This is a genomic window from Humibacter sp. (assembly GCF_035547335.1).
Lineage (GTDB): Bacteria > Actinomycetota > Actinomycetes > Actinomycetales > Microbacteriaceae > Humibacter.
On the sequence record NZ_DASZVF010000009.1, the window covers coordinates 122,214 to 146,215 of the forward strand.

Sequence of the window (24,002 nt, forward strand, 5' to 3'; positions counted from 1 at the left end):
CGGCGCGGTCAGGGCAGAATGGACGCGTGCCCCAACGGATCCTGACGGTGTCGGATGTCGCGTTCGTGCGTCAGGGGCGTGCCATCCTGTCCGACATATCGCTGTCCGTCGATCGCGGCCAGCACTGGGCGCTGATCGGGGCGAACGGCGCAGGCAAGTCCACGCTGCTGAGCCTGATCGGCGCGGTGCAGCATCCGACGTCGGGCAGTGTCGACGTTCTCGGGCGCCGGCTCGGTCGCGTCGACCTGCGGGAGCTCCGGTCGCTCATCGGGCACGTGAACCCCAGACACGAGGTGCGATCGCCGCTGACCGTGCGCGAGGTGGTGGCCACCGGCATCACCGGAACCCAGGAGCTCATGCTGCGGTGGGAGCCGACGGCGGCGGAGCGCATCCGCATCGACGAGCTGATCGAGCTCATGGGGATGACGGCGAGACGGGATGCGCGCTGGCCGAATCTGTCCCAGGGCGAGCGGGGCCGCGCGCTCATCGCCCGCGCGCTGATGCCCGACCCGCACCTGCTCCTGCTCGACGAGCCGACGACGGGCCTCGACATCGCAGCCAGGGAGCACCTGCTCGACCGCGTCGACGAGCTGCGTGCCAGGCATCCGGATCTCGCGAGCGTGCTGGTGACCCACCACCTCGAGGAACTGCCGGCGTCCACGACCCACGCCATGCTGCTCCGCGACGGACGCGTGCTGGCACAGGGCGAGGCGGATGCCGTGCTCACCGGATCCCTCGTGAGCGAGGCCCTCGACTACCCGCTGACGATCACGCGCACCGACGGCCGCTGGAGCGTGCGCAGCTCCCGGCTCTGACCGTTACAGAGACGCGAGCGCGAGGCCGCTACAGAGACGCGAGCGCGAGGCCGGCCGCCGCGGCAACGAGGGTGAGCACGAGCATCCCGAGGCTGTTCACGACGGATGCCACGCCTTTGCGCTCGATCACGAGGCGCGCCGTCTCGAAGCTCGCCGTCGAGAACGTGGTGTAGCCGCCCAGGAATCCCGTGCCCAGCACGATGCGCCAGTCATCCGGCGCGGCGTGGAACACGGTGATCCCGGTCAGCACGCCGAGCAGCAGAGAGCCGCTGACGTTGATGACGAGCGTGCCGGCGGGCACGACCCAGCGGAGCCTCGTGCGCAGTACCCCGTCGAGCACGAAGCGCGCCACCGCGCCGAGACCGCCGCTCAGCGCGACGAGCACGGCCACGAGCGCCGGGCTCATTGTCCTGTCTCCTGCGCATCGGAACCGGATGCTCGTGGCCGCGAGATCCGCGATCCGAGCGCGATCCCGGCCAGAGACGCCCCCAGGCCGACGATCAGCGTCACGAGGCAGTACGCGGCCGAGTACCACGCGTTGTGCACGCTGCCGAGCCCGATCGTCTCGACCGCGAGCGAGCTGTAGGTCGTGAACCCACCCATGAATCCAGTGCCGACGAGCAGCCGTATCGTGCGGCCGCGGCGCGACTCCGCGCCGCGGCGCGCGATGGCGCTCAGCAGCAGGCCGAGCAGGAACGCGCCGAGCACGTTCACCAGCAGCGTGGCGAGCGGGATGCCCCGGTAGAGCAGTCCCATCGCTCCGGCAAGAGGAAGCGGCGGGATGGCCAGCGACAGCAGATACCTGGCGAGTGTTCCCAGAGCACCGCCGACGAAGACGACGAGCATGGCCAGCGGATCGAGGTGCAGCGGCCGGTCCGGCCTCGGCCCCCTGCTGTCGCCGGGCTCGGTGGTCACCTCGGCGATGTCACGAAGCGTCGGACGCGGGCGCCCGCTTGGCCGGGTCGTGGCCCTCGATGGTGTGTGCGACGGGAATCACGATGACCGGACGCGCCTGGTTGTGCGCGAGGCTCACGCCGATCGATCCGGCGAGGAACTCCTCGAGACTCGCACGGAAACCGGGCTTGCGGGTGCCGACCGCGATGGCGCGAGCGTCCCGTTCGTCCGCCAGTCTGGCGAGCTCGATCGCAGGGTCTCCGGCTCGCGCGACGAACTCGGGTCGCACATCCGGCACCAGGCTCAGAATGTGCGAGGCCAGGTCGGGGTCGAACGTCTCCTCCTGCGTGTCGGCGACATCCGGATCCAGCGGCATCGACAGCACGGATCCGTCGGGAAGCGTGCTGATCGAGTAGCGCAGCGGCTCGACCGTGGCGAACACGATGGGGCAGCCGAGCTCGACGCCGAGGGCGGCCGCTTCGGTCACGACGGCGTCGGGCACATCCGCGACGACTCCGATGATGAGCGGTCGGGAGGATGCCCCGCCGGCGGCGTGCGAACCTGCTGCGTCGGTCATGGTGGCACTATACCGACGCGACGCCGGCCCGCGCGGCCGCCGCGGTGCGTCGTGCCGCCTTCTCGATCTCGGCGATCAGTTCCCGATCGCCGCTCAGCGTGCATCCGATGTCGGCGGGCACCCAGGCCAGCGTGGAGAGCAGGTGCGCGACGGATTCGCCGGCCAGCGGCCAGACGCAGCGGCCCTCCTCGGCGGCCAAGAGCCCGGATCCCCAGCCCCCGAGTCGAGCGCGCATCTCCTCGAGGCCGGCCTCCAGCACGACGTCGAGCCGCAGGGGTGCCCGCAAGGAGCGGATGCTCGTGCGAACGTACTCAGCGGCGTCGCCGCCGGGAACCGGTCGCGCCTCGAAACGCACGTGGGTGCCGAAAACGTCGGCGATGCGGTCCAGCCGGAACGTGCGCCAGTCTTCGCGATCCCTGTCCCATGCCACGAGGAACCAGTGCCGGCCGAGCGACACGACGGCGTGCGGCTCGACGCTGCGGGCGCTGGTCGCGCCGTCTCCCGACCGGTACGTGAAGCGGATGCGCTCGGCGTCGCGACACGCCAGCGCCAGCTGACCGATGAGGTCGGCGGCGACCGGAACGCCTCCCGACGGCGACGTGTGGACCGCGGCGGCCAAGGCATCCGTTCTGGCGCGCAACGCCGGCGGCAGGAGCTGCTCGAACTTGGCCAGGGCGCTGAGCGTGGTGTGCTCGCCGTCGACGAGGCCCTGCGCGACGGCCGAGCGGAGCCCCACAGCCACCGTGACGGCTTCGTCTTCGCTGAGCAGCAGCGGCGGCAGTTGAGAGCCGGCCTCGAGACGGTACCCGCCCGCCACGCCACGGGTCGCGTCCACTCGGTAGCCGAGACCGCGCAGCCGTTCCACATCGCGCCGAAGCGTGCGCTGCGTGACGCCGAGCCGGTCGGCGAGCTCTCCGCCCGGCCACTGCCGGTGCGTCTGCAGCAGGGACAGCAGTTCGAGCACGCGGGATGCGGTGGTCGCCATTCCCCGATTCTCGTCGGATTCAGGACAGAAAGCGTCCTTAATGCCGCCTAGCGTGGGATCCGTCAGCAACACCGACTCGAACACCGTGAGAAAGGAAAGCGCCATGGACTGGAAGATCGAGCTCATCTTCGTACCCGTCTCCGACGTCGATCGTGCCAAGCACTTCTACGGAGACCAGCTGGGCTGGCCCGTCGACCACGACCACACCGTCAGTGACGAGGTGCGGTTCGTGCAGATCACCCCGCAGGGTTCCGCATGCTCCATCGCGTTCGGCAAGGGTCTCATCGACATGCCGGTCGGCAGCCAGCGCAGCGTGCAGATCGTGATCGACGACGCGGATGCCGCGCGGGCGCACCTGATCGAGAACGGCATCGACGCGAGCGAGGTGGACGACCAGCCGTGGGGACGCTTCGTGACGTTCCGCGATCCCGACGGAAACCGGTGGACTCTGCAGCAGATCGCCCACCCGGACAGCAACGTCGGCTGACCTCACCGCCGGTTGAGCCTGTCGAAACGGACCGGGCCCCTCACCGTCGGTTGAGCCTGTCGAAACCGTCCTAGACGGTTACCGGGGCGGTAATTCGCCGGAACTCTGGACCGCTGCGACTCAGCGACGTACCTCGATCAGCAGCACCCAGGCATCCACGAGCGACGCGACGACCACCATCACCACGCCGACCACGAGCCACCACGGCGCCGACTCCACGCCGAACAGCAGCAGCACGCCTCCGACGAGGAACGGCACATGCTGCGCCGCGGCCAGCGCGAGGATGGCGATGCGCGGTCCGGTCGTCAGACCGGCCTCGTGAGCCGTCCACTGCGCGCGGATCGCGGAGACCTGGATGGCCGAGGCGATGATGCCGAGCACGAGCGTCGCGATGCCGAGACCGAGCAGCGTCTGCGCCGACGGCAGCATGAGGAGTGAGACGCCGATGGCGAGCACCAGAGACGCCACGGTCGCCCGTGCACCGTGCACGGCGGACTTCGACGCGATGATCTGCTTCACGTTGACCGAGATCGCCACAATCAGCAGGCCGGCCAGTGCGGCGGTGGCTCCCGCGGCTGCCACGCCGAAGTCCGTCCATCCTTCAGGCAGCGGAGTCATGCGCCCAGGCTAGCGTCGCACCGGCTGTGGACGGCGAGCCCTTCGGAACCCCGGCACGCGGCCGAACGCATCCACCCGGATGCCGGGAGCCCGGAGCGGGCGCAGCCGAGGCATCCAGTGCAGAACCGTGCGTCTGCCGCAAGCCCCTGACCTCGGGAAAGCCCGGTGATAGCTTGCGAGTGTGTCCCGAATCGTGGCGGCAGCCCCTGCCGTTCCCGCTCACCGCTACTCGCAGGCGGAGATCACGACGGCGCTCGAACCGCTGCTCACGCACGATCCCTCCCGCGCTGCCTTGCTGCGGCGCATCCACGCCTCTGCGGGCGTGGAGACACGCCATCTCGTGATGGAGCTCGACCGGTATGCGAGCCTGCAGTCGTTCCACGAGTCGAACGGCTTGTTCATCACGGCGGGCACCGACCTCGCCGAGCGGGCCACCCGCGATGCGCTGGGTGCAGCGGGCATCCGCGCCGACGAGGTGGACTTCGTGCTCTTCACGTCGGTCACCGGGGTGGCCGCCCCCTCGATCGACGCGCAGCTCGCGGCACGGGTCGGCATGCGCTCCGACGTCAAGCGGCTGCCGTCGTTCGGGCTCGGATGCGTCGCGGGCGCTGCTGGCCTCGCCAGGGTGCACGACTATCTGGTGGGTCATCCGCGCGACGTCGCCGTGCTCGTCTCGGTGGAGCTCTGCTCGCTCACCGTGCAGCGCGGCGACGACTCGATGGCCAACATCGTGGCGAGCGGCCTGTTCGGCGACGGCGCAGCCGCCGTCGTGGTGGTCGGCGACGACTTCGCTCGCGAACGCGGCCTGACGGGCCCGGAGGTCGTGGACACGCGCAGCAGCCTGTATCCGCAGACCGAGGACGTCATCGGCTGGGACATCGGCGGCACGGGCTTCCGCATCGTGCTCAGCGCCGGAGTGCCGGATGTGATCGGTCGGCATTTCGCCGGCGACGTGCACTCGCTGCTCGATGCGAACGGGCTCGCGGTGGCCGATGTGTCAACGTGGCTGGCGCATCCGGGCGGACCGAAGGTGCTGGAGGCGTTCGCTCAGGCGCTCGGGCTGGCGGATGCCGCGTTCGAGCCGAGCTGGCGCGCGCTCGCCGCAGCAGGCAACCAGTCATCGGCGGCCGTGCTGGGCATCCTCTCCGAGGCCCTGCGCACACCGGTGCCGGGCGAGACGGGCCTGCTCTTCGCACTGGGCCCCGGCGTCACCGCCGAACTCGTGCTTCTGCACTGGGCCGACCAGGACGGCGCTGCGGTCGGCGACGGCATCCGAACCGCCGCATGATCGCCGCCGTCGTGCTGCTCGTCGCGATCGGGATCGAGCGCGGTGCGGAACTCATGGTCTCCGCGCGGAACGCCCGCTGGTCGCTGAGCCGCGACGGTCGGGAGTACGCGCGCGGGCAGGTGCTTCCGATGATCGTGCTGCACGTCGGGCTGATCGGCGGATGCATCGTCGAGTGGTGGCTCGCCGGCAGCTTCGTGCCGTGGCTCGGCTGGCCCATGCTCGCGCTCGTCATCCTCGCGAACGCGCTGCGCTGGTGGTGCATCGGTGTGCTGGGACGACAGTGGTGCATCCGCGTCATCGTCGTGCCCGGACTCTCCGCTGTGCGCCGCGGTCCGTACGGCCGGTTCCCGCACCCGAACTACCTGGCGGTGGCCGTCGAAGGTGCTGCGCTGCCGCTCGTGTTCACCGGGTGGATCACCGCGCTCTCCTTCACCGTTCTCAACGCCGTGCTGCTGCTGGGCTTCCGCATCCCGGCCGAGAATCGAGCGCTGGGGGAGCTCTCACCGGATGTCGCGGGCGGCCGCTCCGATAGCGACCGGGCATCCGACCGGCGGGACGTCGACGCGAAGGGCTCGTGAGTGGCGCCCGACGTTCCGCTCGCGATCGTCGGCGGAGGTCCCGTCGGGCTGGTGTGCGCGCTGTTCGCCTCCGAGGCCGGTCTCGATCCCGTCGTGATCGAGCCGAGAACCGCCCCGATCGACAAGGCCTGCGGCGAGGGACTCATGCCGGGAGCGTGGCGACTGGTGCGGGAGCTCGGGCTCGAGCCTGCTGGAGCCGACCTGCGCGGCGTGGTGTACGTGCAGGGGGATGCGCGCGCCGAGCACCGCTTCCGGCGAGCGACCGGGCGCGGCGTCGCCAGAGTCGAGCTGCACGCGGCGGTCGCGGCTCGCGTGGCCGAGCGAGGCATCCAGGTCATCCCCGGTCGAGTGGATGCGGTCGAACGGCACGACGACCACGTCACGCTCTCGGGTCCCGGCCTCGACCCGCTGACCGCGGGCCACGTGATCGGGGCGGACGGCCTGCACTCCCGCGTGCGTGAGCTCGTGGGCCTGGGCGCACGGGGGCAGCAGGCATCCGCGCGGCGGTTCGGGCTGCGTCGGCACTACACGCTGGCGCCGTGGACCGACAACATCGAGGTGCGTTGGACGCCGAACGCCGAGTTCTACGTCACCCCGCTGGGTCCCGAGCTGATCGGGGTCGCGCTGCTCGGCCGACGCGGGACCGACTTCGCGACGGTGCTCGCTGACGAGCCGGAGCTCGCGGCGCTGCTCCGAGCGGATGCCGCGGGAGACTCGCCGGCGCAGGTGGGCGGAGTGCGCGGCGCCGGCCCACTGCTGCAGCGCACCACGGCGCGCACGGCAGGACGGGTGCTGCTGGTGGGCGACGCATCCGGGTACGTCGACGCGCTCACCGGCGAAGGCCTTCGCCTCGGCTTCGCGCAGGCGAAGGCGGCGATCGCGGCCATCGTCGCCGGAGACGTGCGGCGTTACGAGCGGGAGTGGCTGTCCATCACTCGCGACTTCCGCGCCCTGACGAGCGCGCTGGTGCTCGCCGCCCGTTCTCCGCTCCGCCGTGCCATCGTTCCGGCAGCGGTGCGACTGCCTGGTGTGTACGGCGGCATCGTAGAGCGGCTGGCGCGCTGACCCGAGGCTTCGCCGCGCTCGTGCCCCGTGCCTCGCTTACTGCCTCGTGCCTGGGCCACTGTCCTGAATTCGGTCGGGTCAGGGCGCGTCGACGGGTCAGCCGAGCAGCAGGGTCCGGAGCTGGTCGACGGAGTGCACGACGGCCATGGCGCCTGCCGCCTCGACGGGAGAGCCGTAGCCCCACTCGACGATGACCGACGGGATCTCGTTGATCTCCGCGCCGAGCACATCGTGGCCGCGGTCGCCCACCATCACGAGGTGCGACGTATCGAAGCCCTTGGCCTCGAGCTGTTCGCGTACGGAGCGGATGACATCCGCCTTCGTGCTGCTGCTGCCGAAGTCGGGGGAACCGCCGACGACGTCGAAGTACTGCAGAAGCCCGAAGTGCTCGAGGATGCGACGGGCGCGGGCCGTCGGCTTGCTGGTCGCGAGAGCGACGGGGATGCCCGCATCGCGCAGAGAGTGCAGCAGGCCCAGCATGCCGGGGAAGACGGCGTTGCCGTGCAGGTCGGTGAAGTCGGCGCGCGACCGGTAAGCGGTGATGGCGGCGTCGGTCTCGCGGTCGTCGAGACCGAGTGCACGCATCGTCTCGTGCAGCGGGGGACCGACGTGCACGGTGAGAGAGTCGGGGTCGGAGACAGGGTGGCCGATCTCCTCCAGTGCGCCGGCAAGCGATTGCGTGATGCCCGGGGCGGAGTCGGTCAGGGTGCCGTCGAGGTCGAACAGCACGCCCGACCACGTGCGAGTGGTCTGGGGGGTGTGTTCGCTCATGATGGATGTCGGGATACTCATGGCCCGGCAATGGTACGACGTTTTGCCGAGCACCGCCTCCACCCTCTCGGGAACGGCTCAGCGGCGGGTTCCGTCTCGAGGCGCCGAAACGGGCGACCGCCGCCGCATTCGTCCCGCGCGCCCAGATGATCGGCGCCAGCGCGCGACTGCGAATAGTGCCTTGCCGGTTCCATTGCAGGCGGACTCGTCCGTTCGATTGCCGTCGTGCTTTCCGCCGTGGCCGCGAAGCGGATTTTCCCGCAGGATGATTCCTTTCCATTGTTCGGCTCCCGGCATTCACGGCCGTTAATGGCGCGAATTGTATTGACGAATCTTCGCGTCGGCCTTTCGGGGAGTGAATGGCTTTGCGTATGGTTATGCCATGGCGAAGAAAACCACAGTTGTTCTGGTCGACGATATCGACGGCGTGGAAATCGACGAGGGAAAGGGCGAGACGGTCTTTTTCGCACTCGACGGTGTCTCTTACGAGATCGATCTCAGTGATTCCAATGCGCGCAGACTGCGCGATGCCCTCAAGCCTTTCCTGGATGCCGGCCGCCGCACCGCGCGCGGCGTTCGTTCGCCGTTGACGTCCGGTCGCGCATCACGTGGTTCTTCGTCGAAGGAAGATCTCGGCCAGGTTCGGGAATGGCTGCGAGCACACGGTCACCAGGTCTCCGACCGCGGACGCATTCCGGCATCCCTTCTCGAGGAATACCGCTCCAACGCATAGTCCGGCTCTAGCGCTGCCTTTCCCGGTTCGCCATTTTCGCGAGCGAACCTGGAAAGGCGGACGGGCGTCTAGAACAGGGCGCGTCTAGAAGAGTGTCCCGTCTAGAACAGGCCGCGTCTAGAACAGCCGGCTGAGCGAATCGTCGATACCGCGCATCTCGTCGTAATCCAGCACGACACAACGGATGCCGCGGTCTTCGGCGAGCGTGCGCGCCTGCGGTTTGATCTCCTGCGCTGCGAACACGCCGGAGACCGGCGCCAGCAGCGGATCCCGGTTCATGAGTTCGAGATAGCGCGTGAGCTGCTCGACGCCATCGATGTCGCCCCGGCGCTTGAGCTCGACGGCCACCGACCGGCCCTCAGCGTCGCGCGCGAGGATGTCGACAGGTCCGATCGCCGTCATGTACTCGCGGCGCACGAGCGTGTGACCGTCGCCGAGCCGGTGGATCTGCTCCGCGAGCAGCTTCTGCAGGTGGGCCTCGACGCCGTCCTTCTGCAAACCGGGGTCGATGCCGAGGTCGTGCGCTGAGTCATGCAGCACCTCGTGCACGCTCACGATGAGCCGGTCCGAGGTCTTCGAGTGGGTGACCGTCCAGATCTCGGTGGCGCCGGCATCCGCCTGCTCCGCGTCGGGAGCCGAGACGCTGAGCGTGCACGGCGGGCTCATCCAGTTCAGCGGCTTGTACGAGCCGCCGTCGGAGTGCACGAGCACGCTGCCGTCGGCCTTGATCATGAGCAGCCGCGTGGCGAGCGGGAGATGAGCGCTGAGGCGCCCCGCATAGTCGACAGAGCACCGAGCAACAACCAACCGCACCCGTCGAGGTTAACCGATCGCGGCGACGATCCGAGCTGTGGCAGAGCCCGAGACCTCGACGGGCGTCGGTCGCTTGGTTGCCCGGTTCGAGGGTCGCCGGCCGTTTCGAGGTCGCCGGCGTCAGGCGGCGTGGTGTTCGCGCGGGCGACTCGCGGGAGCGGGCTCGCGGTGGCGCAGCGCGGGCGCGCAGACGAACGCTGCGACGAGCAGCACGAGTACGACGTAGAGGGCGTTGAGAATGCCGAACTGCTGCCCGAGGAATCCGATGATGGGCGGGCCGGCGAGGAACGCCAGGTAGCCGATCATGGCCACGGCGGACACGCGGGCCGTGGCGTTCTGCTCGTCGTCGGCCGCAGCTGACATGCCGAGCGGGAACCCGAGGGATGCGCCGAGCCCCCACAGCACGACACCGGTGACATAGGCCCACGGCACGGGCACGAGGATGAACAGCAGCAGCCCGGCCACGCCGAGGGCCGCGGTGAGCCGGATGGACCAGACGCGTCCGATGCGGTCGACCGCCGGGCCGCCTCCGATGCGTCCGATCGTCATCGCTGCGACGAACACGTCGAGCACGAGCGCGCCGCCCGCGTTGGTCAGCCCGTGACCGTCGACGGAGGCCAGCGCGATCCAGTCGTTCGCCGAGCCCTCGGTGAACGCCATGCCGAGCATGACCACGCCGATGAGCACGAGGCGCCAGTCCGCCCACACCGTGATCTGCGACCTCACCGTCTCGCCGAACGTGCGGCGTCGAGGGGCTGCGGCAACGGCCGGGTCGTCGAAGGCGTCGAGGGATGCGCGCGCCGCCGCATCCTTGTCGAGCACATCCTGCGTGTTCGGCACATACCGCACGGCGATGACTCCTGCGGCGATCGTGACGACCGCCATCGCAGAGAGGTGCCAGAAGATGGAGATGCCGAGCGCGGCGCATGCGGCGCCGATCCCCGCGCCGGCGACCGTTCCGATGCTGAAGCAAGCGTGCATGAACGGCATGATCGTGCGCCCGATGCGCTTCTCGACGGCGGCGGCGGAGACGTTCATCATCACGTCCACGGCGCCGTTGCCCAGGCCGAGCAGCGCGAGGCCGACGACGACGACGGGGAACGAGACGAGCACCGTCGCACCCAGGCCCACGATGGCGAGACCGAGCGCCGCTGCGAAGACCACGATCGTGATGCCGGCCCTGGTTCCGAAGTGCGCCTGCAGTGGAGGGGCGACGACCAGTCCGACGATCGCGCCGATCGACACACCCAACAGGATGATGCCCACCACGTCGGTGGACAGATGCAGGGAGTCGCGAACGCCGGGAACACGAGAGACCCAGCTGGAGAGGAACAGCCCGCTCACGATGAAGATGACGAAGAGCGCGTTGCGCCAGGCCCGCATCTCGGGAGCGATGCGGGTGCGGGGTGTTGCCTCGGTGCGTGCCATGTGTGTCGATCCAAAAGGCGCTGGTCGGTGCGGGTGGGGATGTCGTCCGCTCGCCGCGCCCGGACGGCCACCGGAACCCGGGCGGCCGTCCGAGACGACGTTGCGGACGGTGCACCGCTCGGCGCCCCCACCGCGGCGGTGCACGACGCTGATCGCCCGCACTCACCGGAGGATGAGCCTGGTCGCCGAACCGCGTCGTCCGGGCGGAGCCCGGAATCGAATCGATTCGACAGCGTCTTTCGCCTAAGCTAGCGAATCGGATGTGCACCGTCAAGGAGGCGGCATCCATCGGTCGGCCCCAGGCCGGCGGTGGACGACGCGGCTCGGCGGTCGAGGACACGGCGCCGTCCTGCCGCTCGGGTCCACACGTGTGTAACCGGTGCGGTGGGTAGGGTGCGAGGACATCGCCACCGTGCGAGAGGCCGACGAAACGCCGTTCCGCCGCACACGGTGGAGGACCGGCAGAAGGGAGTCGGATGCCCGATCACGATTCCACGCGCCCGACGCTGGCCGACGTCGCAGCGAAGGCCGGCGTCTCGGCGTCGACCGCCTCGCTCGCGTTCAGTGGCTCGGGCCCGGTGGCCGAGGCGACGCGCGAGCGCGTGCTCGCGGCCGCGCGTGAGCTGCACTACGCGGGGCCCGATCCGAGAGCGCGCTCGCTGCGCCGCGGCAGGTCCGGCATCATCGGGGTGGTCATCGAGGAGAGGGTGCGCGAGGCGTTCCGCGACCCCATCCAGATCGCGCAGTTCGACGGCATCGCCGAGGAGATCGGGCACATCGACGCCGCGCTGCTCATCCTGGCCGCCGCAGCGCCCGCGCATCCGCTCGCCGGTGTGAAGGCGATGCCCGCCCAGCCGGCACACCCGGTCACGGTCGAGGATGCTCCCATCGACGCCGCCGTGCTCATGGGATGCACACCCCGGCTCGCCGACAGCATCTCGGCGCTGCGCAACCGCGGCCTGCCCGTCGTGGCCATCGAGGGATTCCCCGCCGAAGGCATCCTCGTGATCGAGCAGGACAATCGCGACGCCACGGAGCGCGGCGCGCGGCACCTGCTGAGCCTCGGGCACGAGCGGGTCGCCATCATCACGCTGCCACTGGATGCCGCGCACCACCGCGGCATCGTCACCGAGGAGCTGCTGGCCATCAGCTCGTCCGCCACGGCGCTGCAGCGGCTCGAGGGCGCACGGCTCGTCTTTCCCGACGCCGTGGCCATAGCCGCAGCGGGCAGTTACGTGGACGAGGGCAGGCGAGCCGCGCGCGAGCTGCTGTCGGTGCCTGCCGAGCAGCGGCCGACGGCGATCATCGCGCAGAGCGATCTGCTGGCGGTCGGCGTCATCCGGGCGGCGGAGGAGCTGGGAATCGCCGTTCCCGGCCAGCTGAGCGTCATCGGGTTCGACGGCGTGCGGGTGGACGGACTCTGGCCGTATGAGCTGACGACGCTGGAGCAACCGGCGTACGAGAAGGGCCGAGCTGCAGGTCGCGCCATCGTGCGGATGCTCGAGGGCGGCGAGACCGAGACCGTCTCGTTCACCTCGGTGCTGCGGGTCGGCAACACGACGGCGCCACCGCCGACCCCCGTCGGCTGAGCCCCGCAGCGTCCGCCTTGATGCAGGCAGATCTCTCGAGAACAGGCAGCTCCTGCCTGTTCTCGAGAGGTAAGGGCGTTCCTGCCTGTTCTCGCGAGCGCGGGAGGGAGTGAGCCCGGCACGCCGACCGTAAAGATTCCGTTAGGAAGTTTCACAAATTTGTGAAATTAGCGTACCGTCGCGCTCATGACCTCAGTGATAGAGACCCGCGGGCTGCAGAAGCGCTTCGGCCGGGTCAGCGCTCTCGACGGACTCGACCTCAGGGTCGACCAGGGCGAGGTGCACGGATTCCTCGGACCGAACGGTGCGGGCAAGACGACCACCATCCGTGTTCTCCTCGGGCTGATCCACGCCTCGGGCGGGTCGGTCCAGGTGTTCGGGCAAGACCCCTGGGGCAAGGCGAGCGCGCTGCACGAGCGCATCGCCTATGTGCCAGGCGACGTGGCCTTGTGGCCGAACCTTTCCGGCGGGGAGATCATCGATCTCATCGCGCGATTGCGCGGCACGAACACGAAGTCGGCCGACTACATCGCGCGCCGCGACCGGCTGGCGGAGTCGTTCCAGTTGGACCCGCGCAAGAAGTCCCGCACCTACTCGAAGGGCAACAGGCAGAAGGTCGCCCTCGTCGCGGCCTTCGCCACGCCGGCAGAGCTCTACATCCTCGACGAGCCGACGAGCGGGCTCGACCCCGTGATGGAGGCGGTGTTCTCCGAGCAGGTGTCGCGGATCGCGAAGGATGACGGCGCGAGCATCCTGCTCTCCAGCCACATCCTCTCCGAGGTGGAGGCGCTCTGCGACGGCGTGACCATCATCCGAGCAGGCAAGGCGGTCGAGTCGGGCACCCTCGCCGACATGCGTCACCTGACGCGCACCGAGATCTCATTCGCGGCCGACGGCATCGACCCGGCCGCTGTCGAGATCATCCCTGCCGCTCACGACGTGACGGTGTCGTCGGGGCGCATCCACTTCACGGCAGACAGTGCCGCCGTCGCCTCGGTTCTGCCGCGGCTCGGCGAGCTCGACGTGCAGTCGCTCACGATCACGCCACCCTCGCTCGAGGAGCTGTTCCTCAGGCACTACGGCGACGAGATCGACGCGGCGGGCAGCTCGCTGGAGGCCGTGCGATGAACGCGCTGGGAACGCTCGTGCGATTCCGTCTGAGACGGGACCGCGTCGTCGGAACGGCCTGGGTGGTCGTCGTCGCGCTCAGCATCATGTTCGTCGTGTCGGCACTGGCATCCACGTACGGCACGCATCAGATGCGCCTCGGTGTCATCGAGGTGCTCACCTCGAACCCCACCCTTCTCGCCGTGCGCGGTGCACCGGACGGCGCCTCGGCCGGTTCGTTCTTCATGACCGAGATCGGCGCGTTCATGATGCTGCTCGTCGCCTTCATGAACACGTTCACGGCAGTGCGTCACACTCGCGCCGATGAGGAGCAGGGGCGAAGCGACCTCATCGTCGCCACGCGAGCCGGCCGTGCGTCGAGCACGTGGGCGACGATCGTGCACGCAGGCATCCTCAACGTCGCGATGGGACTGCTCTCGGCGATCGTCGCCACGGCGTCAGGTTACGACCTGCCCGGATCGCTCGTGCTCGGCTGGGCACTGGCCAGCACCGGCATCGCGTTCTTCGGCATCGGCCTGCTTTCCGCGCAGATCTTCTCCACCTCTCGTGCGGCGAACGGCTGGGGTATCGCCGCGATCGCGGTGCTCTGGGTGCTGAACGCGGCTGCGGATGCCAACGGCACGGCATCCGCAGACCACCTGCACGTCACGCCGTCTGCCGCCGTATGGTTCACGCCCGTCGGCTGGGGGTTGCGCATCCGGCCGTACACCCAGAACGAGTGGTGGATCGGACTGCTCAGCCTCGCGCTCGCCGCAGTTCTCGTCGCCGTCTCGTTCTGGTTGCAGTCGATCAGGGACACGTCGTCTGGACTCGTCGCGTCACGACGGGGCCGGGCAGGGGCATCGGCGGTGCTCCGTGGGCCGATCGGGCTGGCCTGGCGGTTGCAGCGCGGCTCGATCATCGGCTGGGGCATCGCCGCAGTGGTCGGCGGCCTGCTCATCGCGGGACTCGGCAAGACGCTGAACGACGCGGTGGCGGCCAATCCCGAGATCGCCACGTCGCTGAAGAAGGTGGGCAGCGGATCCGGGTCTGTGCTCGAGGTGTTCCTCGGCGTGATGGCCGCACTGATCGGCCTGCTCGTGGCGGGCGCAGCGGTGCAGACGGTCATCCGGCTGCGTCAGGAGGAGGCCGCCACGAACGCGGAGACCGTGCTGGCCACACCCGTCGGCCGGTTGCGCTGGTACCTGTCGTTCGTCATCGTCGCCGTCGTGGCGTCCGCGATCATCCTCGTGCTTGCCGGCGCCGTCATGGGTGGAGCGCTGTCGGGCATCGACGCGAAGCTGGCAGGGGCGGCGATCGCCCTGGCACTCGCACAGCTTCCGGCCGTCGGCGTGTACATGGCGGTGACGGCGTTCGTGTTCGGAGTGTTCCCTCGCGCCACCACGGCCGTCGGCTGGACCGCGTTCGGCGTCGGCGTCGTGCTCGGCGAGTTCGGCGCGCTCCTCGGGCTGCCCGACTGGGTGCGGCAGATCGCCCCGACCGACCACACGCCCACCGTTCCGCTCGGCAGCGCAGACTGGGGCGGCACGTGGATCATGGCTGCCATCACGATCGTGCTCGTGGCCGTCGGAGCCTGGGCGTTCACGCGCCGCGGTCTCGTGTTCACGAACTGAACGCTTCGGCCGCATGACGTCGTCAAGGATGCCCGCACCGCACGTGGAACCGCGTGCGGGCATCCGTCATCCGCGGTCACCTGCGCGGTCGGTGCGCAGCGCACGAACCGGCACAATCGAAGGGCCCGCGCAATCGGCCCGCGCCATCGAAGCGGACCGCTCAACCGAAGGGGGAGGTGCCATGGCACGAGACGAGGCGAAGCTGAGCGAGTACGCCGAGCATGCTGCTGCCCTCCTCACCGCCGCCGGCTTTCCGCGCATGGCGAGCAGAGTGCTGTTCACCCTCACGGTCTCCGAGACCGGACTCACGGCTGCGGAACTCGCCGACCGCCTCTCCGCCAGTGCCGCGGCCATCTCCGGTGCGGTGCGGTACCTGCAGAGCTTCGGCATGGTGCGTCGGGTCTCGCAGCCGGGCAGCAGGCGCGACGTGTACGAGCTGCCCGACAACCCCTGGTATTCCGCGGGCGTATCTGAGGATCGCTTCTACGGCGCGATGTACAACCTCGCCCAGGGCATCCCCGAAGCCGCAGGCGGCAAGGACACGGTCGTCGGAGCGCGCATCGCCGAGATGTCGGACTTCTTGCAGTACTTCAGGAAGCGGCTGCCCGAGTTGCTCGACGAGTGGATCCGGTCGCGGTCATGACCGGCCTCTGTGAAACGCGTCAGACGCCGGCCTTCACTCTGGGGTCGATGAACCCGTAGATCAGGTCGACCACGAAGTTCGCCACCACGATCAGGAACGCGGCGAACAGGGTGAAGCCGACGACGAGCTGAAGGTCGAGCTGGTGCACGGCGTCGATGAGCAGCGCTCCGAGCCCCTGCATGGAGAACACCTTCTCCGCGATCACGGCTCCGCCGAGCAGCGCGCCGAGGTCGAGGCCGAAGATGGTGACGACCGGGATGAGCGCGTTGCGCAACCCGTGCCTGATCACCACCCGGGGTTCACGCAGTCCCTTGGCGCGCGCGGTGCGGATGTAGTCCTCGCCCATCGCCTCGATCATCTGGCCGCGGGTGAGCCTGGCGTAGATCGCGGCCGAGATGAACGCGAGCGTGAACCACGGCAGCAGCAGGTGCAGGAACCACTGCAGCGGATCCTGCGTGAACGGGATGTAGCCGCCCGTCGGCAGCCACTGCAACGTGAAGCCGAACAGCAGGATGGCCAGCAGCCCCACGAGGTAGCTCGGGGCCGAGACGCCCGCGATGGCCAGCGTCATCACACTGCGGTCGATGACCGTCCCACGCTTGAGCGCGGAGATCACGCCGCCGACCACGCCGATGATGAGCCACAGGATGGCGGCGCCCACCGCGATGGATGCCGTGACCGGGAACCGCGACAGGATCAGGTCTGTAACGCTCGCGTTCTGCTGGAACGAGTATCCGAAGCACGGGGCGGCGCAGACGACTGCGGCCTCGCCGGAGCCGAACGTGCGACCGACGACGATGCCGGCCAAGAAGTCCCAGAGCTGCTGCCACCAGGGCAGGTTGGTGCCCATGAACTCCTTCGCGCGCTCGAGGTTGTCGGGCGTGCAGGGCTTGCCGCAGCTCAGCTGAGCGGGATTCGCGGGCAGCAGGTAGAACACGGCGTACGTGATGGCCGCGATGACGAACAGCACGATGAGCATGCCCGCGATGCGCAGCAGGATGAAGCGGAACATCGTCATCGGCGACCTGCTCTCGGGTCGAGGGCGTCGCGCAGGCCGTCGCCGACCACGTTGAACGCGAGCGTGATCAGGAACAGCGCGGCGCCGGGGAACACCAGGTACATCGGATCGGTCTGCACCCACCCGACAGCGTCGCCGATGGTGCGGCCGAGCGAGGGAGTTGGCGGTGGCACGCCGACACCGAGGAACGACAGGGCAGCCTCGAATCCGATCATGCTCGGAACCAGGATGGTCGTGTACACGATGATCGTCGCCGTCACGTTGGGCAGCACCTGCATCAGCGCCACCCGCCAGGGCCCGGCTCCCATCGCCGTGGAGGCCACCACGAACGTGCGCTCGCGCAGCGAGATCACCTGTCCGCGGATGACGCGCGAGATGGGCGGCCATCCGAAGAACCCGATCACGAGGATCATGAACAGCGGCCGCGGGAACGAGCTCGGCACGATCGCGGTGAGCGCGATGATGAACACGAGCACGGGGAAGCCGAACATCACGTCGACCACGCGGCTGAGGATGCGGTCGTACCAGCCTCCGAAGAACCCGGTCGTGAGCCCGACCAGCACACCGATCAGCACGGACACGACCGTCGCGCTCACTCCGACGAGCAGCGACGTGCGCGCGCCGTAGACGACGATCGAGAACAGGTCGCGGCCGGTGAGCGGCTCGACCCCGAACCAGTGCGACAGGCTCACGCCGCCCGCGGCGCCCTTCGGGGCTCCGGAGTCGTCGAGCAGCGACAGGTGATAGGTGTACGGGTTCTGCCCGTTGATCCCGGTGATCAGCGGCGCGAAGATGCCGACGAGCACGAAGACGACGATCGTGACGACGCCTGCTGTGGCCCACGGGTCGCGGCGGATGCTCTGCACGACGTGCCGGATGCCGGTCTTGCGTGAGGCGACGGCCTCGCCTTCCACGGTGTTCGCCGTGGTCATCGCTCCACCTCCAGCCACGCCTCGCGGCGTCGTCGCTGCTCGACGGGATCCGCGACCGGCGCTGCGGCCAGCAGCCGCAACGTGTACGGCCGAGTGGGTGCGGTCAGCACCTGCTGGGTCGGTCCGCTCTCCTCCAGCCGGCCGGCCCGCATGACGGCGACCCGATCGGCGAGCTCCTGCACGACCGCCAGGTCGTGGCTGATGAACAGGCACGCGAACCCCAAGCGATCGCGCAGCTCGGCGAGCAGTTCGAGGATGCGCGCCTGCACCGAGACGTCCAGGGCGCTCGTGGGCTCGTCCGCGATGAGCAGCGACGGTCCGAGTGCGACGGCACGGGCGATGGCGACGCGCTGGCGCTGCCCGCCGGAGAGCTCGTGCGGGTAGCGCGAGCCGTAGCCCTGGGGCAGCCGCACCGCCTCGAGCAGGTTCGCGACGCGCGTGCGGCGCTCTGCGGGATCCTGCTTCGTGTGCAGCCGCAGAGGCTCAGCGATCGCCTGTCCCACCGTGTACCGCGGATTGAGCGACGAGGCCGGGTCCTGGAACACGAACCCGACGTCGCGCCGCACGTCTCGCAGCTTCCGGTGCGACGTCGTCGCCAGTTCGGTGCCCGACACCGAGACCGACCCCGAGCTCAGGGTCACGAGACCGGCGAGCGCGCGGCCGAGCGTCGACTTGCCCGATCCCGATTCGCCCACGAGCCCGAGCGTCATGCCGGCCGGGATGCTGAGGCTCACGTCGTCGACGGCGCGCAGCGGCGGTCGCCCCCAGGCTCCGGCGTACGTCACGACGGCGTTGCGCACGTCGACGACGGGGGCAGGAGCTGTCGACTCGTCGGCTGCGGCCGGCGGTGCGACGGCCGTCACCGAGCCCGCCGACGAGAGCCGGCCTACCCCGGCATCACCGACGACCGCACCCCCGATCTCCTCGGCCGTGCCGGCCGTCTCGACGCGCAGCGGCGCCAGCCGGGGAACGGCGTTCAGCAGTTCGCGCGTGTACTCCGCCTGCGGATGCTCGAACACGGTGCGCACGTCCGCCCGCTCGACCACCTCTCCCGCTCGCATCACGACCACATCGTCCGCGAGGTCGGCCACCACGCCCATGTCGTGCGTGATGAGCAGCACGGCGGTGCCTGCCGTGTCGCGCAGCGAGCGGATGAGCTCGAGGATGCCCGCCTGCACCGTCACATCCAGTGCTGTCGTCGGCTCGTCGGCGATGAGGGCGACCGGCTCGCACGAGATGGCCATCGCGATCATCGCGCGCTGCAGCTGCCCGCCGGAGAGCTGATGAGGATAGGAGCGGGCTATGCGGTGCGGATCGACGATGCCGACCGAGAGCAGCAGCTCCGTGATCCTCGCGCGGAGCTCGCTGCGTGCCAGGCGTCCGTTGTGCACGCGGATGGCCTCCGCGATCTGCCACCCGATGCGGTACATCGGGTTGAACGCGCTCATCGGCTCCTGGAAGATCGTGCCGATGCCGCCGCCCCTGACGCGCCGCAGCGTGCCGGCATCCGCTCCGATCAGCTCCTCGCCCTGCAGACGGATGCTGCCGGTCGCCGTCGCGTTCGGCGGCAGCAGCCCCAGTGCCGACATCGCCGTGACCGACTTGCCGGAGCCGGATTCGCCGACGAGCGCGAGCACCCGGCCGGCCTGGAGTGCGAAGTTCACGCCGTCGACGACCGTGCGCGCGGCGTCGGCGCCGTCGTCGTGGTCGGTGAACGAGACGGAGAGCCCGTCCACCGCAAAGACGTCTCCGTCGTGCAGAAGAGTCACTGGATCACTGTGTCACTGATGAGGGGTCACTGCTGAGGGGTGACCGCCGAGGGTCGTGATGGGTGCCCGGCGCGGTGGAGCTGATTCGCGAGAGGAGCGTTCCGATGAAGCCCGCACGCCGGCCCATCACCGCCGCGCTCCGCAACGGTGATGGGCCTTGCGTCACGTGCTCAGCGTGACCTGCGCGCCGTCACTTGCTCAGCGTGACCTTGAGGTAGTTCGGGTACGCGGGGAACGACGCGACGAAGAAGTTCTGCACGTTGCCGCCGCGCAGGAACGACTGCTTCGAGTACGTCAGCGGCACCACGGGGGCGTCCTGCATGATGCGCTTGTCGGCCTGGGCCCACAGCGACTCCGCCTTCTTCGCGTTCACCTCTCCGGTTGCCTGGGCGATGAGAGAGTCGACCTCGGGGTTCGAGTAGCGCGACAGGTTGTATCCGCCGCCGCCGATCTGGCTCGACGCGAACAGCGGCTGGATGTTGCCGTTCGCGCTGGGGAAGTCGGGCTGCCATCCGCCCAGGATCAGGTCGTAGTCGGGGTTGGCATCCGTCGTCGCCTCGGTGTACATCGTGAGGTCGTCCATCGGCTTGATGGTGACCGTGATGCCGGCGCGCTGCAGACCCTGCTGCAGGGCCTGCGCCTGCGCCTGGCTCGACGTGTCGTTGGCAGCCCAGAGCGTGAGGTTCAGACCGCTCGTGTGGCCGGCCTCCTTGAGCAGCTCTTTCGCCTTCGCGACGTTGCCGTCTGCGCCGGACGGGTAGAGGTCGTAGTTCACGCGACCCGGGATGCCCGGCGTGATGAGCGTGGTCGCGCGCAGCGCAGCCTGGCTGCCGCCCTGGGCGATGATGTACGCCTTCGGGTCGACGGCGTACTCGATCGCCTGGCGCACCTTGAGGTCGGTCAGCGCGCCTCGCTGGGTGTTCATCGCGAGGTAGTTGATCGGTCCGGCCTGCGAGGTGACGAGGCGCTTCTTGGCGTCCGGGTTCTTGTTCACGAGCGACAGCTGGGCGGCCCCCAGGTAGTCGGCCATGAAGGAGGTCTTCGCGCTGCCCACGTCGGAGATCAGGCTCTGCGCGCTGGTCGCCACGTCCTGGCTCTCCTTGAACACGATCTCGTCGGGTCCGCCGGAGCGCACGCGATCCGTCTTCGCGCTCCAGTACTTGTTGCGCACGAGCGTGAGCTGGGTGCCGTTCTTGTTCGACTGCACCTGGTAGGGCCCGGATGCGACGGGCTTCTCGCCGTACGTCTTCGGGTCGTCCTTCGTCTTGGGAACGGGAGCGAACGCCGGCATCGACGCGATCCACGGCCAGTCGCCGTACGACGAGTTGAGGTGGAAGACGATGGTCTTCGAGTCCGGGGTCTGGATCGAGGCCAGGTCGCCTCCGGTGTACGGACCCTTGTAGTCCGAGCCGCCCACGAGCAGCGACTTGTGGTAGCTCAGGCCGCCGGAGAGCTCGGGCGCGAACGAGCGCTCGACGCCGTACTTGATGTCCTGGGACGTGATGGGCGAGCCATCCGAGAACTTGAGACCGCTCTTCAGCGTGTAGGTCCAGGTCTTGCCGCCGTCCGAGGCGACGCCCGTGTTGGTGGCGAGGTCGGGAACCACCTTGGCCGGCTTGCCGGGCTCGATGTCCCACGTGGTGAGACGGCGCTCGACGAGACCGAGCGTGGTGATCGCCAGGTTCTGGCTCTTCGCCGGGTCGAGGTTGATCTGGGTCGCCTGCGTGAGGATCGTGAGCGTTCCGCCCGAATCCGAACCGCTGCTCTTGGAGCCGGATGCCGTGCATCCGGTGAGCAAGAGCGCTGCGGCGGCCGCTACGGCGACCGCGCCCTTCAGGTGTCTCATACTTGCGATGGCCTCTTTCGTTTCGTGGTGGTGCCAGGGCGTCGTTCGCCGGCGCCCGCGGGCGTGAGCGTTCACGGCGGGATCGCCTGCCGGGGGGCGAGCTGTTTCCACTCTTGTTCCCTGCCCGGCGGCTGTCGAATCATGTGAACGCACGTCTCGGTGCGGAACTTCCCGGATCGCGCGCATTTGCGCGTCTTCCGGTCGACGCCGGTCACCATTCTCGGTCATCCGCACGAGGGGCGGCTGGGACGGCAGCGTCGTGCGGCGGGCCGACCGGCGGTCCTCGCCGGTTCTCGGGTCGCCCATAGAAGCCGCAGAGCCTCGCGCCCTAGGCTGGGGCGCATGACTGACGCTGCGCGGAAACCGGCCGAGAATGCGGCGGCCGGCGAGGCATCCGAACTCGCCTCGGGAATCCTGGTCGACGAGCTGGATGCAGGCACCAGACCTCAGGACGACCTGTTCCGGCACGTGAACGGCAAGTGGATCGCTCGCACGCAGATCCCCGACGACAAGGCCAGGTGGGGATCGTTCATGATCCTGGCCGAGAAGTCGGAGCAGGCCGTGCGGGACATCATCGCGGCTGCCCAGGACGCCGAGGAGGGCACCGAGGCGCGCAAGTTCGGCGACCTGTTCGCCAGCTTCATGAACACCGAGCTGATCGAGAAGCTCGGGGTCGAGCCCGTGATCTCCCGCTTGGCGCTGGCCGGCAACGTGGATTCCGTCGACACGCTGCTCGAGACCATCGGGCGGCTGGAGAAGAGCGGCCTGAGCGGCTTCTACCAGCTCTTCGTCGACAACGACCCAGGCAATCCGGAGCGCTACCTGGTGTTCGTCGAGCAAGGCGGAATCTCGCTGCCCGACGAGAGCTACTACCGAGAGGAGCGTTTCGCCTCGATCCGCTCCGCGTACCTGGCGCACGTCCAGCGCATGTTCGAGCTGGCTGGGTCGCAGGATGCGCCCCACCGCGCCCAGAACGTGTTCGACCTCGAGACCGCGATCGCGAAGCAGCACTGGGACAACGTCGCCAGCCGCGACAGCGAGAAGACGTACAACCTGTACACGTGGGCGGATGCCGCGTCGCTTGCCGACGGCGTCGACCTCGGCGTCTGGCTGAAGGCGCTCGGAGCGCCGGATGGCGCGTTCGACGAGGTCGTGCTGCGGCAGCCGAGCTTCACCGCCGGACTCGCGCCGTTGCTCACCGAGGAACGGCTCTCGCAGTGGCGAGACTGGCTGAGCTGGAAGGTGCTGCACGACGCGGCCCCCTACCTGAGCGGCGACTTCGTCAACGAGAACTTCGACTTCTACGGGCGCACCCTCACCGGCACCCCCCAGATCCGGGAGCGGTGGAAGCGCGGCGTCTCGCTCGTCGAGGGCGCCATGGGCGAAGCCGTCGGCCGCGTCTACGTGGAGGAGCACTTCCCGCCGGAGTCCAAGCGGCGCATGGACATCCTCGTCGGCAACCTCACCACGGCATACGAGCACTCCATCCGCACCCTGGAATGGATGGGGGAGCAGACGCGCAACCGGGCGCTCGACAAGCTCGCGAAGTTCACGCCGAAGATCGGGTACCCGGTCAAGTGGCGCGACTACTCGAACCTGCTCATCGATCCCACCGACCTGATCGGCAACGTGCGGCGTTCGGCGGAGTTCGAGTTCCATCGGGAACTCGGCAAGATCGGCAAGCCGATCGATCGCGACGAGTGGTTCATGACGCCGCAGACGATCAACGCGTACTACAACCCGGGCTTCAACGAGATCGTGTTCCCTGCCGCCATCCTGCAGTTCCCGTTCTTCGACCCGGACAGGGATGACGCGGCCAACTACGGCGCGATCGGCGCGGTGATCGGCCACGAGATCGGCCACGGCTTCGACGACCAGGGCTCGAAGTTCGACGGCGACGGCAAGCTCGAGGACTGGTGGACGAACGCCGACCGCAAGGCGTTCGAGAAGCGCACCCACGCGCTGATCGCGCAGTACGACGCGCTGGTGCCCGCGCAGGTGCCGGATCACCACGTCAACGGCGCGCTGACGATCGGCGAGAACATCGGCGATCTCGGCGGTCTCGGCATCGCGTGGAAGGCGTATCTGCTCTCGCTCGACGGCAAGGAGCCGCCCGTCATCGACGGGTTCACGGGCGCCGAGCGATTCTTCCTCTCCTGGGCCCAGGCCTGGCAGCAGAAGGCGCGCGACGAGGAGGTCATCCGGCTGCTCGCGATCGATCCGCACGCTCCGAACGAGTTCAGGTGCAACCAGATCGTGCGCAACATCGACGCGTTCTACGACGCGTTCGACGTGCAGAAGACGGATGCCGCGTGGCTCGATCCCGAGCAGCGCGTCCGCATCTGGTGATCGGATCGCAAGCCGCTCTTCGAGCATGGTTTGATGGAGTCACGCCCGAATGCCGCGCCGGGG

General features: G+C 69.0%; 23 protein-coding genes. 11 read left to right on the forward strand and 12 right to left on the reverse strand.

What is annotated here, in order from left to right; genetic code table 11:
- Positions 1-26 precede the first annotated feature (26 nt).
- Positions 27-815 (forward strand): ABC transporter ATP-binding protein, encoded by a 789-nt coding sequence (locus tag VHB92_RS02575; protein ID WP_325451061.1) that lies wholly within the window; start codon positions 27-29, stop codon positions 813-815.
- A 28-nt stretch (positions 816-843) separates the two neighbouring features.
- Here VHB92_RS02575 and crcB read toward each other — a convergent pair whose 3' ends face one another.
- Genes crcB through VHB92_RS02595 form a run of 4 tightly spaced genes read right to left on the reverse strand, consistent with a single transcriptional unit; the run spans position 844 to position 3,271 of the window.
- Positions 844-1,221, reverse strand: coding sequence for a fluoride efflux transporter CrcB (gene crcB / locus VHB92_RS02580; RefSeq protein ID WP_325451063.1), 378 nt, complete (start codon positions 1,219-1,221; stop codon positions 844-846).
- Positions 1,218-1,730: a CrcB family protein gene (locus VHB92_RS02585; RefSeq protein WP_325451064.1), complete on the reverse strand. Its 513-nt coding sequence runs from the start codon at positions 1,728-1,730 to the stop codon at positions 1,218-1,220. Before VHB92_RS02585 ends, crcB begins: the two co-directional genes overlap by 4 nt.
- A gap of 10 nt (positions 1,731-1,740) precedes the next feature.
- Positions 1,741-2,286, reverse strand: a complete 546-nt coding sequence (locus tag VHB92_RS02590; RefSeq protein ID WP_325451065.1) for a universal stress protein — start codon at positions 2,284-2,286, stop codon at positions 1,741-1,743.
- Between the two features lie 7 nt (positions 2,287-2,293).
- Positions 2,294-3,271 carry a YafY family protein gene (locus VHB92_RS02595; RefSeq protein WP_325451067.1) on the reverse strand — a complete coding sequence of 326 codons (978 nt, stop codon included), beginning with the start codon at positions 3,269-3,271 and terminating at the stop codon, positions 2,294-2,296.
- 103 nt (positions 3,272-3,374) lie between these two features.
- On the opposite strand from VHB92_RS02595, the gene VHB92_RS02600 reads away from it, so the two are divergent.
- Positions 3,375-3,758: a VOC family protein gene (locus VHB92_RS02600; protein ID WP_325451070.1), complete on the forward strand. Its 384-nt coding sequence runs from the start codon at positions 3,375-3,377 to the stop codon at positions 3,756-3,758.
- Positions 3,759-3,878: 120 nt separating this feature from the next.
- Here the strand turns inward: VHB92_RS02600 and VHB92_RS02605 are convergent, their stop codons facing one another.
- Entirely contained in the window at positions 3,879-4,376 is a 498-nt protein-coding gene (locus VHB92_RS02605; RefSeq protein WP_325451073.1) for a hypothetical protein, read from the reverse strand.
- Positions 4,377-4,557: 181 nt separating this feature from the next.
- On the opposite strand from VHB92_RS02605, the gene VHB92_RS02610 reads away from it, so the two are divergent.
- The 3 genes from VHB92_RS02610 to VHB92_RS02620 are packed head-to-tail and all read left to right on the forward strand — an operon-like array spanning position 4,558 to position 7,307.
- Complete coding sequence (locus VHB92_RS02610; protein ID WP_325451074.1) at positions 4,558-5,664, forward strand: type III polyketide synthase; 1,107 nt, start codon at positions 4,558-4,560, stop codon at positions 5,662-5,664.
- Positions 5,661-6,242: an isoprenylcysteine carboxyl methyltransferase family protein gene (locus VHB92_RS02615; protein ID WP_325451075.1), complete on the forward strand. Its 582-nt coding sequence runs from the start codon at positions 5,661-5,663 to the stop codon at positions 6,240-6,242. Before VHB92_RS02610 ends, VHB92_RS02615 begins: the two co-directional genes overlap by 4 nt.
- Positions 6,243-7,307 (forward strand): NAD(P)/FAD-dependent oxidoreductase, encoded by a 1,065-nt coding sequence (locus tag VHB92_RS02620; RefSeq protein ID WP_325451077.1) that lies wholly within the window; start codon positions 6,243-6,245, stop codon positions 7,305-7,307.
- A 96-nt stretch (positions 7,308-7,403) separates the two neighbouring features.
- Here the strand turns inward: VHB92_RS02620 and VHB92_RS02625 are convergent, their stop codons facing one another.
- Positions 7,404-8,099 (reverse strand): HAD hydrolase-like protein, encoded by a 696-nt coding sequence (locus VHB92_RS02625; RefSeq protein WP_325451079.1) that lies wholly within the window; start codon positions 8,097-8,099, stop codon positions 7,404-7,406.
- Between the two features lie 361 nt (positions 8,100-8,460).
- Here VHB92_RS02625 and VHB92_RS02630 point away from each other — a divergent pair, with 361 nt between their 5' ends.
- The gene (locus VHB92_RS02630) at positions 8,461-8,811 is read left to right on the forward strand and encodes an Lsr2 family protein (protein ID WP_325451081.1); all 351 of its coding nucleotides are present in this window, start codon (positions 8,461-8,463) and stop codon (positions 8,809-8,811) included.
- A gap of 117 nt (positions 8,812-8,928) precedes the next feature.
- Here VHB92_RS02630 and nucS read toward each other — a convergent pair whose 3' ends face one another.
- A complete protein-coding gene (gene nucS, locus VHB92_RS02635; protein ID WP_325451083.1) occupies positions 8,929-9,624 on the reverse strand; it encodes an endonuclease NucS in 696 nt (231 codons plus the stop codon).
- Between the two features lie 120 nt (positions 9,625-9,744).
- A complete protein-coding gene (locus tag VHB92_RS02640; protein ID WP_325451085.1) occupies positions 9,745-11,052 on the reverse strand; it encodes an MFS transporter in 1,308 nt (435 codons plus the stop codon).
- A 476-nt stretch (positions 11,053-11,528) separates the two neighbouring features.
- Here VHB92_RS02640 and VHB92_RS02645 point away from each other — a divergent pair, with 476 nt between their 5' ends.
- From VHB92_RS02645 to VHB92_RS02660, 4 genes are all read left to right on the forward strand, one after another.
- On the forward strand, positions 11,529-12,641 hold the full coding sequence (locus VHB92_RS02645) for a LacI family DNA-binding transcriptional regulator (RefSeq protein ID WP_325451087.1): 1,113 nt from the start codon (positions 11,529-11,531) through the stop codon (positions 12,639-12,641).
- Positions 12,642-12,827: 186 nt separating this feature from the next.
- Positions 12,828-13,769, forward strand: a complete 942-nt coding sequence (locus VHB92_RS02650; protein WP_325451089.1) for an ABC transporter ATP-binding protein — start codon at positions 12,828-12,830, stop codon at positions 13,767-13,769.
- Positions 13,766-15,382 carry a hypothetical protein gene (locus VHB92_RS02655; RefSeq protein ID WP_325451091.1) on the forward strand — a complete coding sequence of 539 codons (1,617 nt, stop codon included), beginning with the start codon at positions 13,766-13,768 and terminating at the stop codon, positions 15,380-15,382. Before VHB92_RS02650 ends, VHB92_RS02655 begins: the two co-directional genes overlap by 4 nt.
- A 181-nt stretch (positions 15,383-15,563) precedes the next feature.
- Positions 15,564-16,025 carry a GbsR/MarR family transcriptional regulator gene (locus VHB92_RS02660; RefSeq protein WP_325451093.1) on the forward strand — a complete coding sequence of 154 codons (462 nt, stop codon included), beginning with the start codon at positions 15,564-15,566 and terminating at the stop codon, positions 16,023-16,025.
- Positions 16,026-16,044: 19 nt separating this feature from the next.
- On the opposite strand, the gene VHB92_RS02665 is transcribed toward VHB92_RS02660, so the two are convergent.
- From VHB92_RS02665 to VHB92_RS02680, 4 genes are all read right to left on the reverse strand, one after another.
- Positions 16,045-17,043: an ABC transporter permease gene (locus VHB92_RS02665; RefSeq protein ID WP_325451095.1), complete on the reverse strand. Its 999-nt coding sequence runs from the start codon at positions 17,041-17,043 to the stop codon at positions 16,045-16,047.
- Entirely contained in the window at positions 17,040-17,975 is a 936-nt protein-coding gene (locus VHB92_RS02670; protein WP_325451097.1) for an ABC transporter permease, read from the reverse strand. Before VHB92_RS02670 ends, VHB92_RS02665 begins: the two co-directional genes overlap by 4 nt.
- On the reverse strand, positions 17,972-19,744 hold the full coding sequence (locus VHB92_RS02675; RefSeq protein ID WP_325451099.1) for an ABC transporter ATP-binding protein: 1,773 nt from the start codon (positions 19,742-19,744) through the stop codon (positions 17,972-17,974). Before VHB92_RS02675 ends, VHB92_RS02670 begins: the two co-directional genes overlap by 4 nt.
- A gap of 190 nt (positions 19,745-19,934) precedes the next feature.
- Entirely contained in the window at positions 19,935-21,590 is a 1,656-nt protein-coding gene (locus VHB92_RS02680; protein WP_325451101.1) for an ABC transporter substrate-binding protein, read from the reverse strand.
- A 342-nt stretch (positions 21,591-21,932) separates the two neighbouring features.
- Between VHB92_RS02680 and VHB92_RS02685 the strand changes: the two genes are divergently transcribed.
- Positions 21,933-23,939 (forward strand): M13 family metallopeptidase, encoded by a 2,007-nt coding sequence (locus tag VHB92_RS02685; RefSeq protein WP_325451103.1) that lies wholly within the window; start codon positions 21,933-21,935, stop codon positions 23,937-23,939.
- Positions 23,940-24,002: the final 63 nt, after the last annotated feature.

What these genes read in the sequence shown, in the direction of transcription:
- VHB92_RS02680 (WP_325451101.1), bottom strand. Translation starts at nt 21,590, where the DNA reads ATGAGACACCTGAAGGGCGCGGTCGCCGTAGCGGCCGCCGCAGCGCTC.
- VHB92_RS02600 (WP_325451070.1), top strand. Translation starts at nt 3,375, where the DNA reads ATGGACTGGAAGATCGAGCTCATCTTCGTACCCGTCTCCGACGTCGAT.
- VHB92_RS02660 (WP_325451093.1), top strand. Translation starts at nt 15,564, where the DNA reads ATGGCACGAGACGAGGCGAAGCTGAGCGAGTACGCCGAGCATGCTGCT.
- VHB92_RS02670 (WP_325451097.1), bottom strand. Translation starts at nt 17,975, where the DNA reads ATGACCACGGCGAACACCGTGGAAGGCGAGGCCGTCGCCTCACGCAAG.
- VHB92_RS02640 (WP_325451085.1), bottom strand. Translation starts at nt 11,052, where the DNA reads ATGGCACGCACCGAGGCAACACCCCGCACCCGCATCGCTCCCGAGATG.
- VHB92_RS02630 (WP_325451081.1), top strand. Translation starts at nt 8,461, where the DNA reads ATGGCGAAGAAAACCACAGTTGTTCTGGTCGACGATATCGACGGCGTG.
- crcB (WP_325451063.1), bottom strand. Translation starts at nt 1,221, where the DNA reads ATGAGCCCGGCGCTCGTGGCCGTGCTCGTCGCGCTGAGCGGCGGTCTC.
- VHB92_RS02650 (WP_325451089.1), top strand. Translation starts at nt 12,828, where the DNA reads ATGACCTCAGTGATAGAGACCCGCGGGCTGCAGAAGCGCTTCGGCCGG.
- VHB92_RS02625 (WP_325451079.1), bottom strand. Translation starts at nt 8,099, where the DNA reads ATGAGTATCCCGACATCCATCATGAGCGAACACACCCCCCAGACCACT.
- VHB92_RS02645 (WP_325451087.1), top strand. Translation starts at nt 11,529, where the DNA reads ATGCCCGATCACGATTCCACGCGCCCGACGCTGGCCGACGTCGCAGCG.
- VHB92_RS02605 (WP_325451073.1), bottom strand. Translation starts at nt 4,376, where the DNA reads ATGACTCCGCTGCCTGAAGGATGGACGGACTTCGGCGTGGCAGCCGCG.
- VHB92_RS02685 (WP_325451103.1), top strand. Translation starts at nt 21,933, where the DNA reads ATGACTGACGCTGCGCGGAAACCGGCCGAGAATGCGGCGGCCGGCGAG.
- VHB92_RS02615 (WP_325451075.1), top strand. Translation starts at nt 5,661, where the DNA reads ATGATCGCCGCCGTCGTGCTGCTCGTCGCGATCGGGATCGAGCGCGGT.
- VHB92_RS02595 (WP_325451067.1), bottom strand. Translation starts at nt 3,271, where the DNA reads ATGGCGACCACCGCATCCCGCGTGCTCGAACTGCTGTCCCTGCTGCAG.
- VHB92_RS02655 (WP_325451091.1), top strand. Translation starts at nt 13,766, where the DNA reads ATGAACGCGCTGGGAACGCTCGTGCGATTCCGTCTGAGACGGGACCGC.
- VHB92_RS02590 (WP_325451065.1), bottom strand. Translation starts at nt 2,286, where the DNA reads ATGACCGACGCAGCAGGTTCGCACGCCGCCGGCGGGGCATCCTCCCGA.
- VHB92_RS02665 (WP_325451095.1), bottom strand. Translation starts at nt 17,043, where the DNA reads ATGACGATGTTCCGCTTCATCCTGCTGCGCATCGCGGGCATGCTCATC.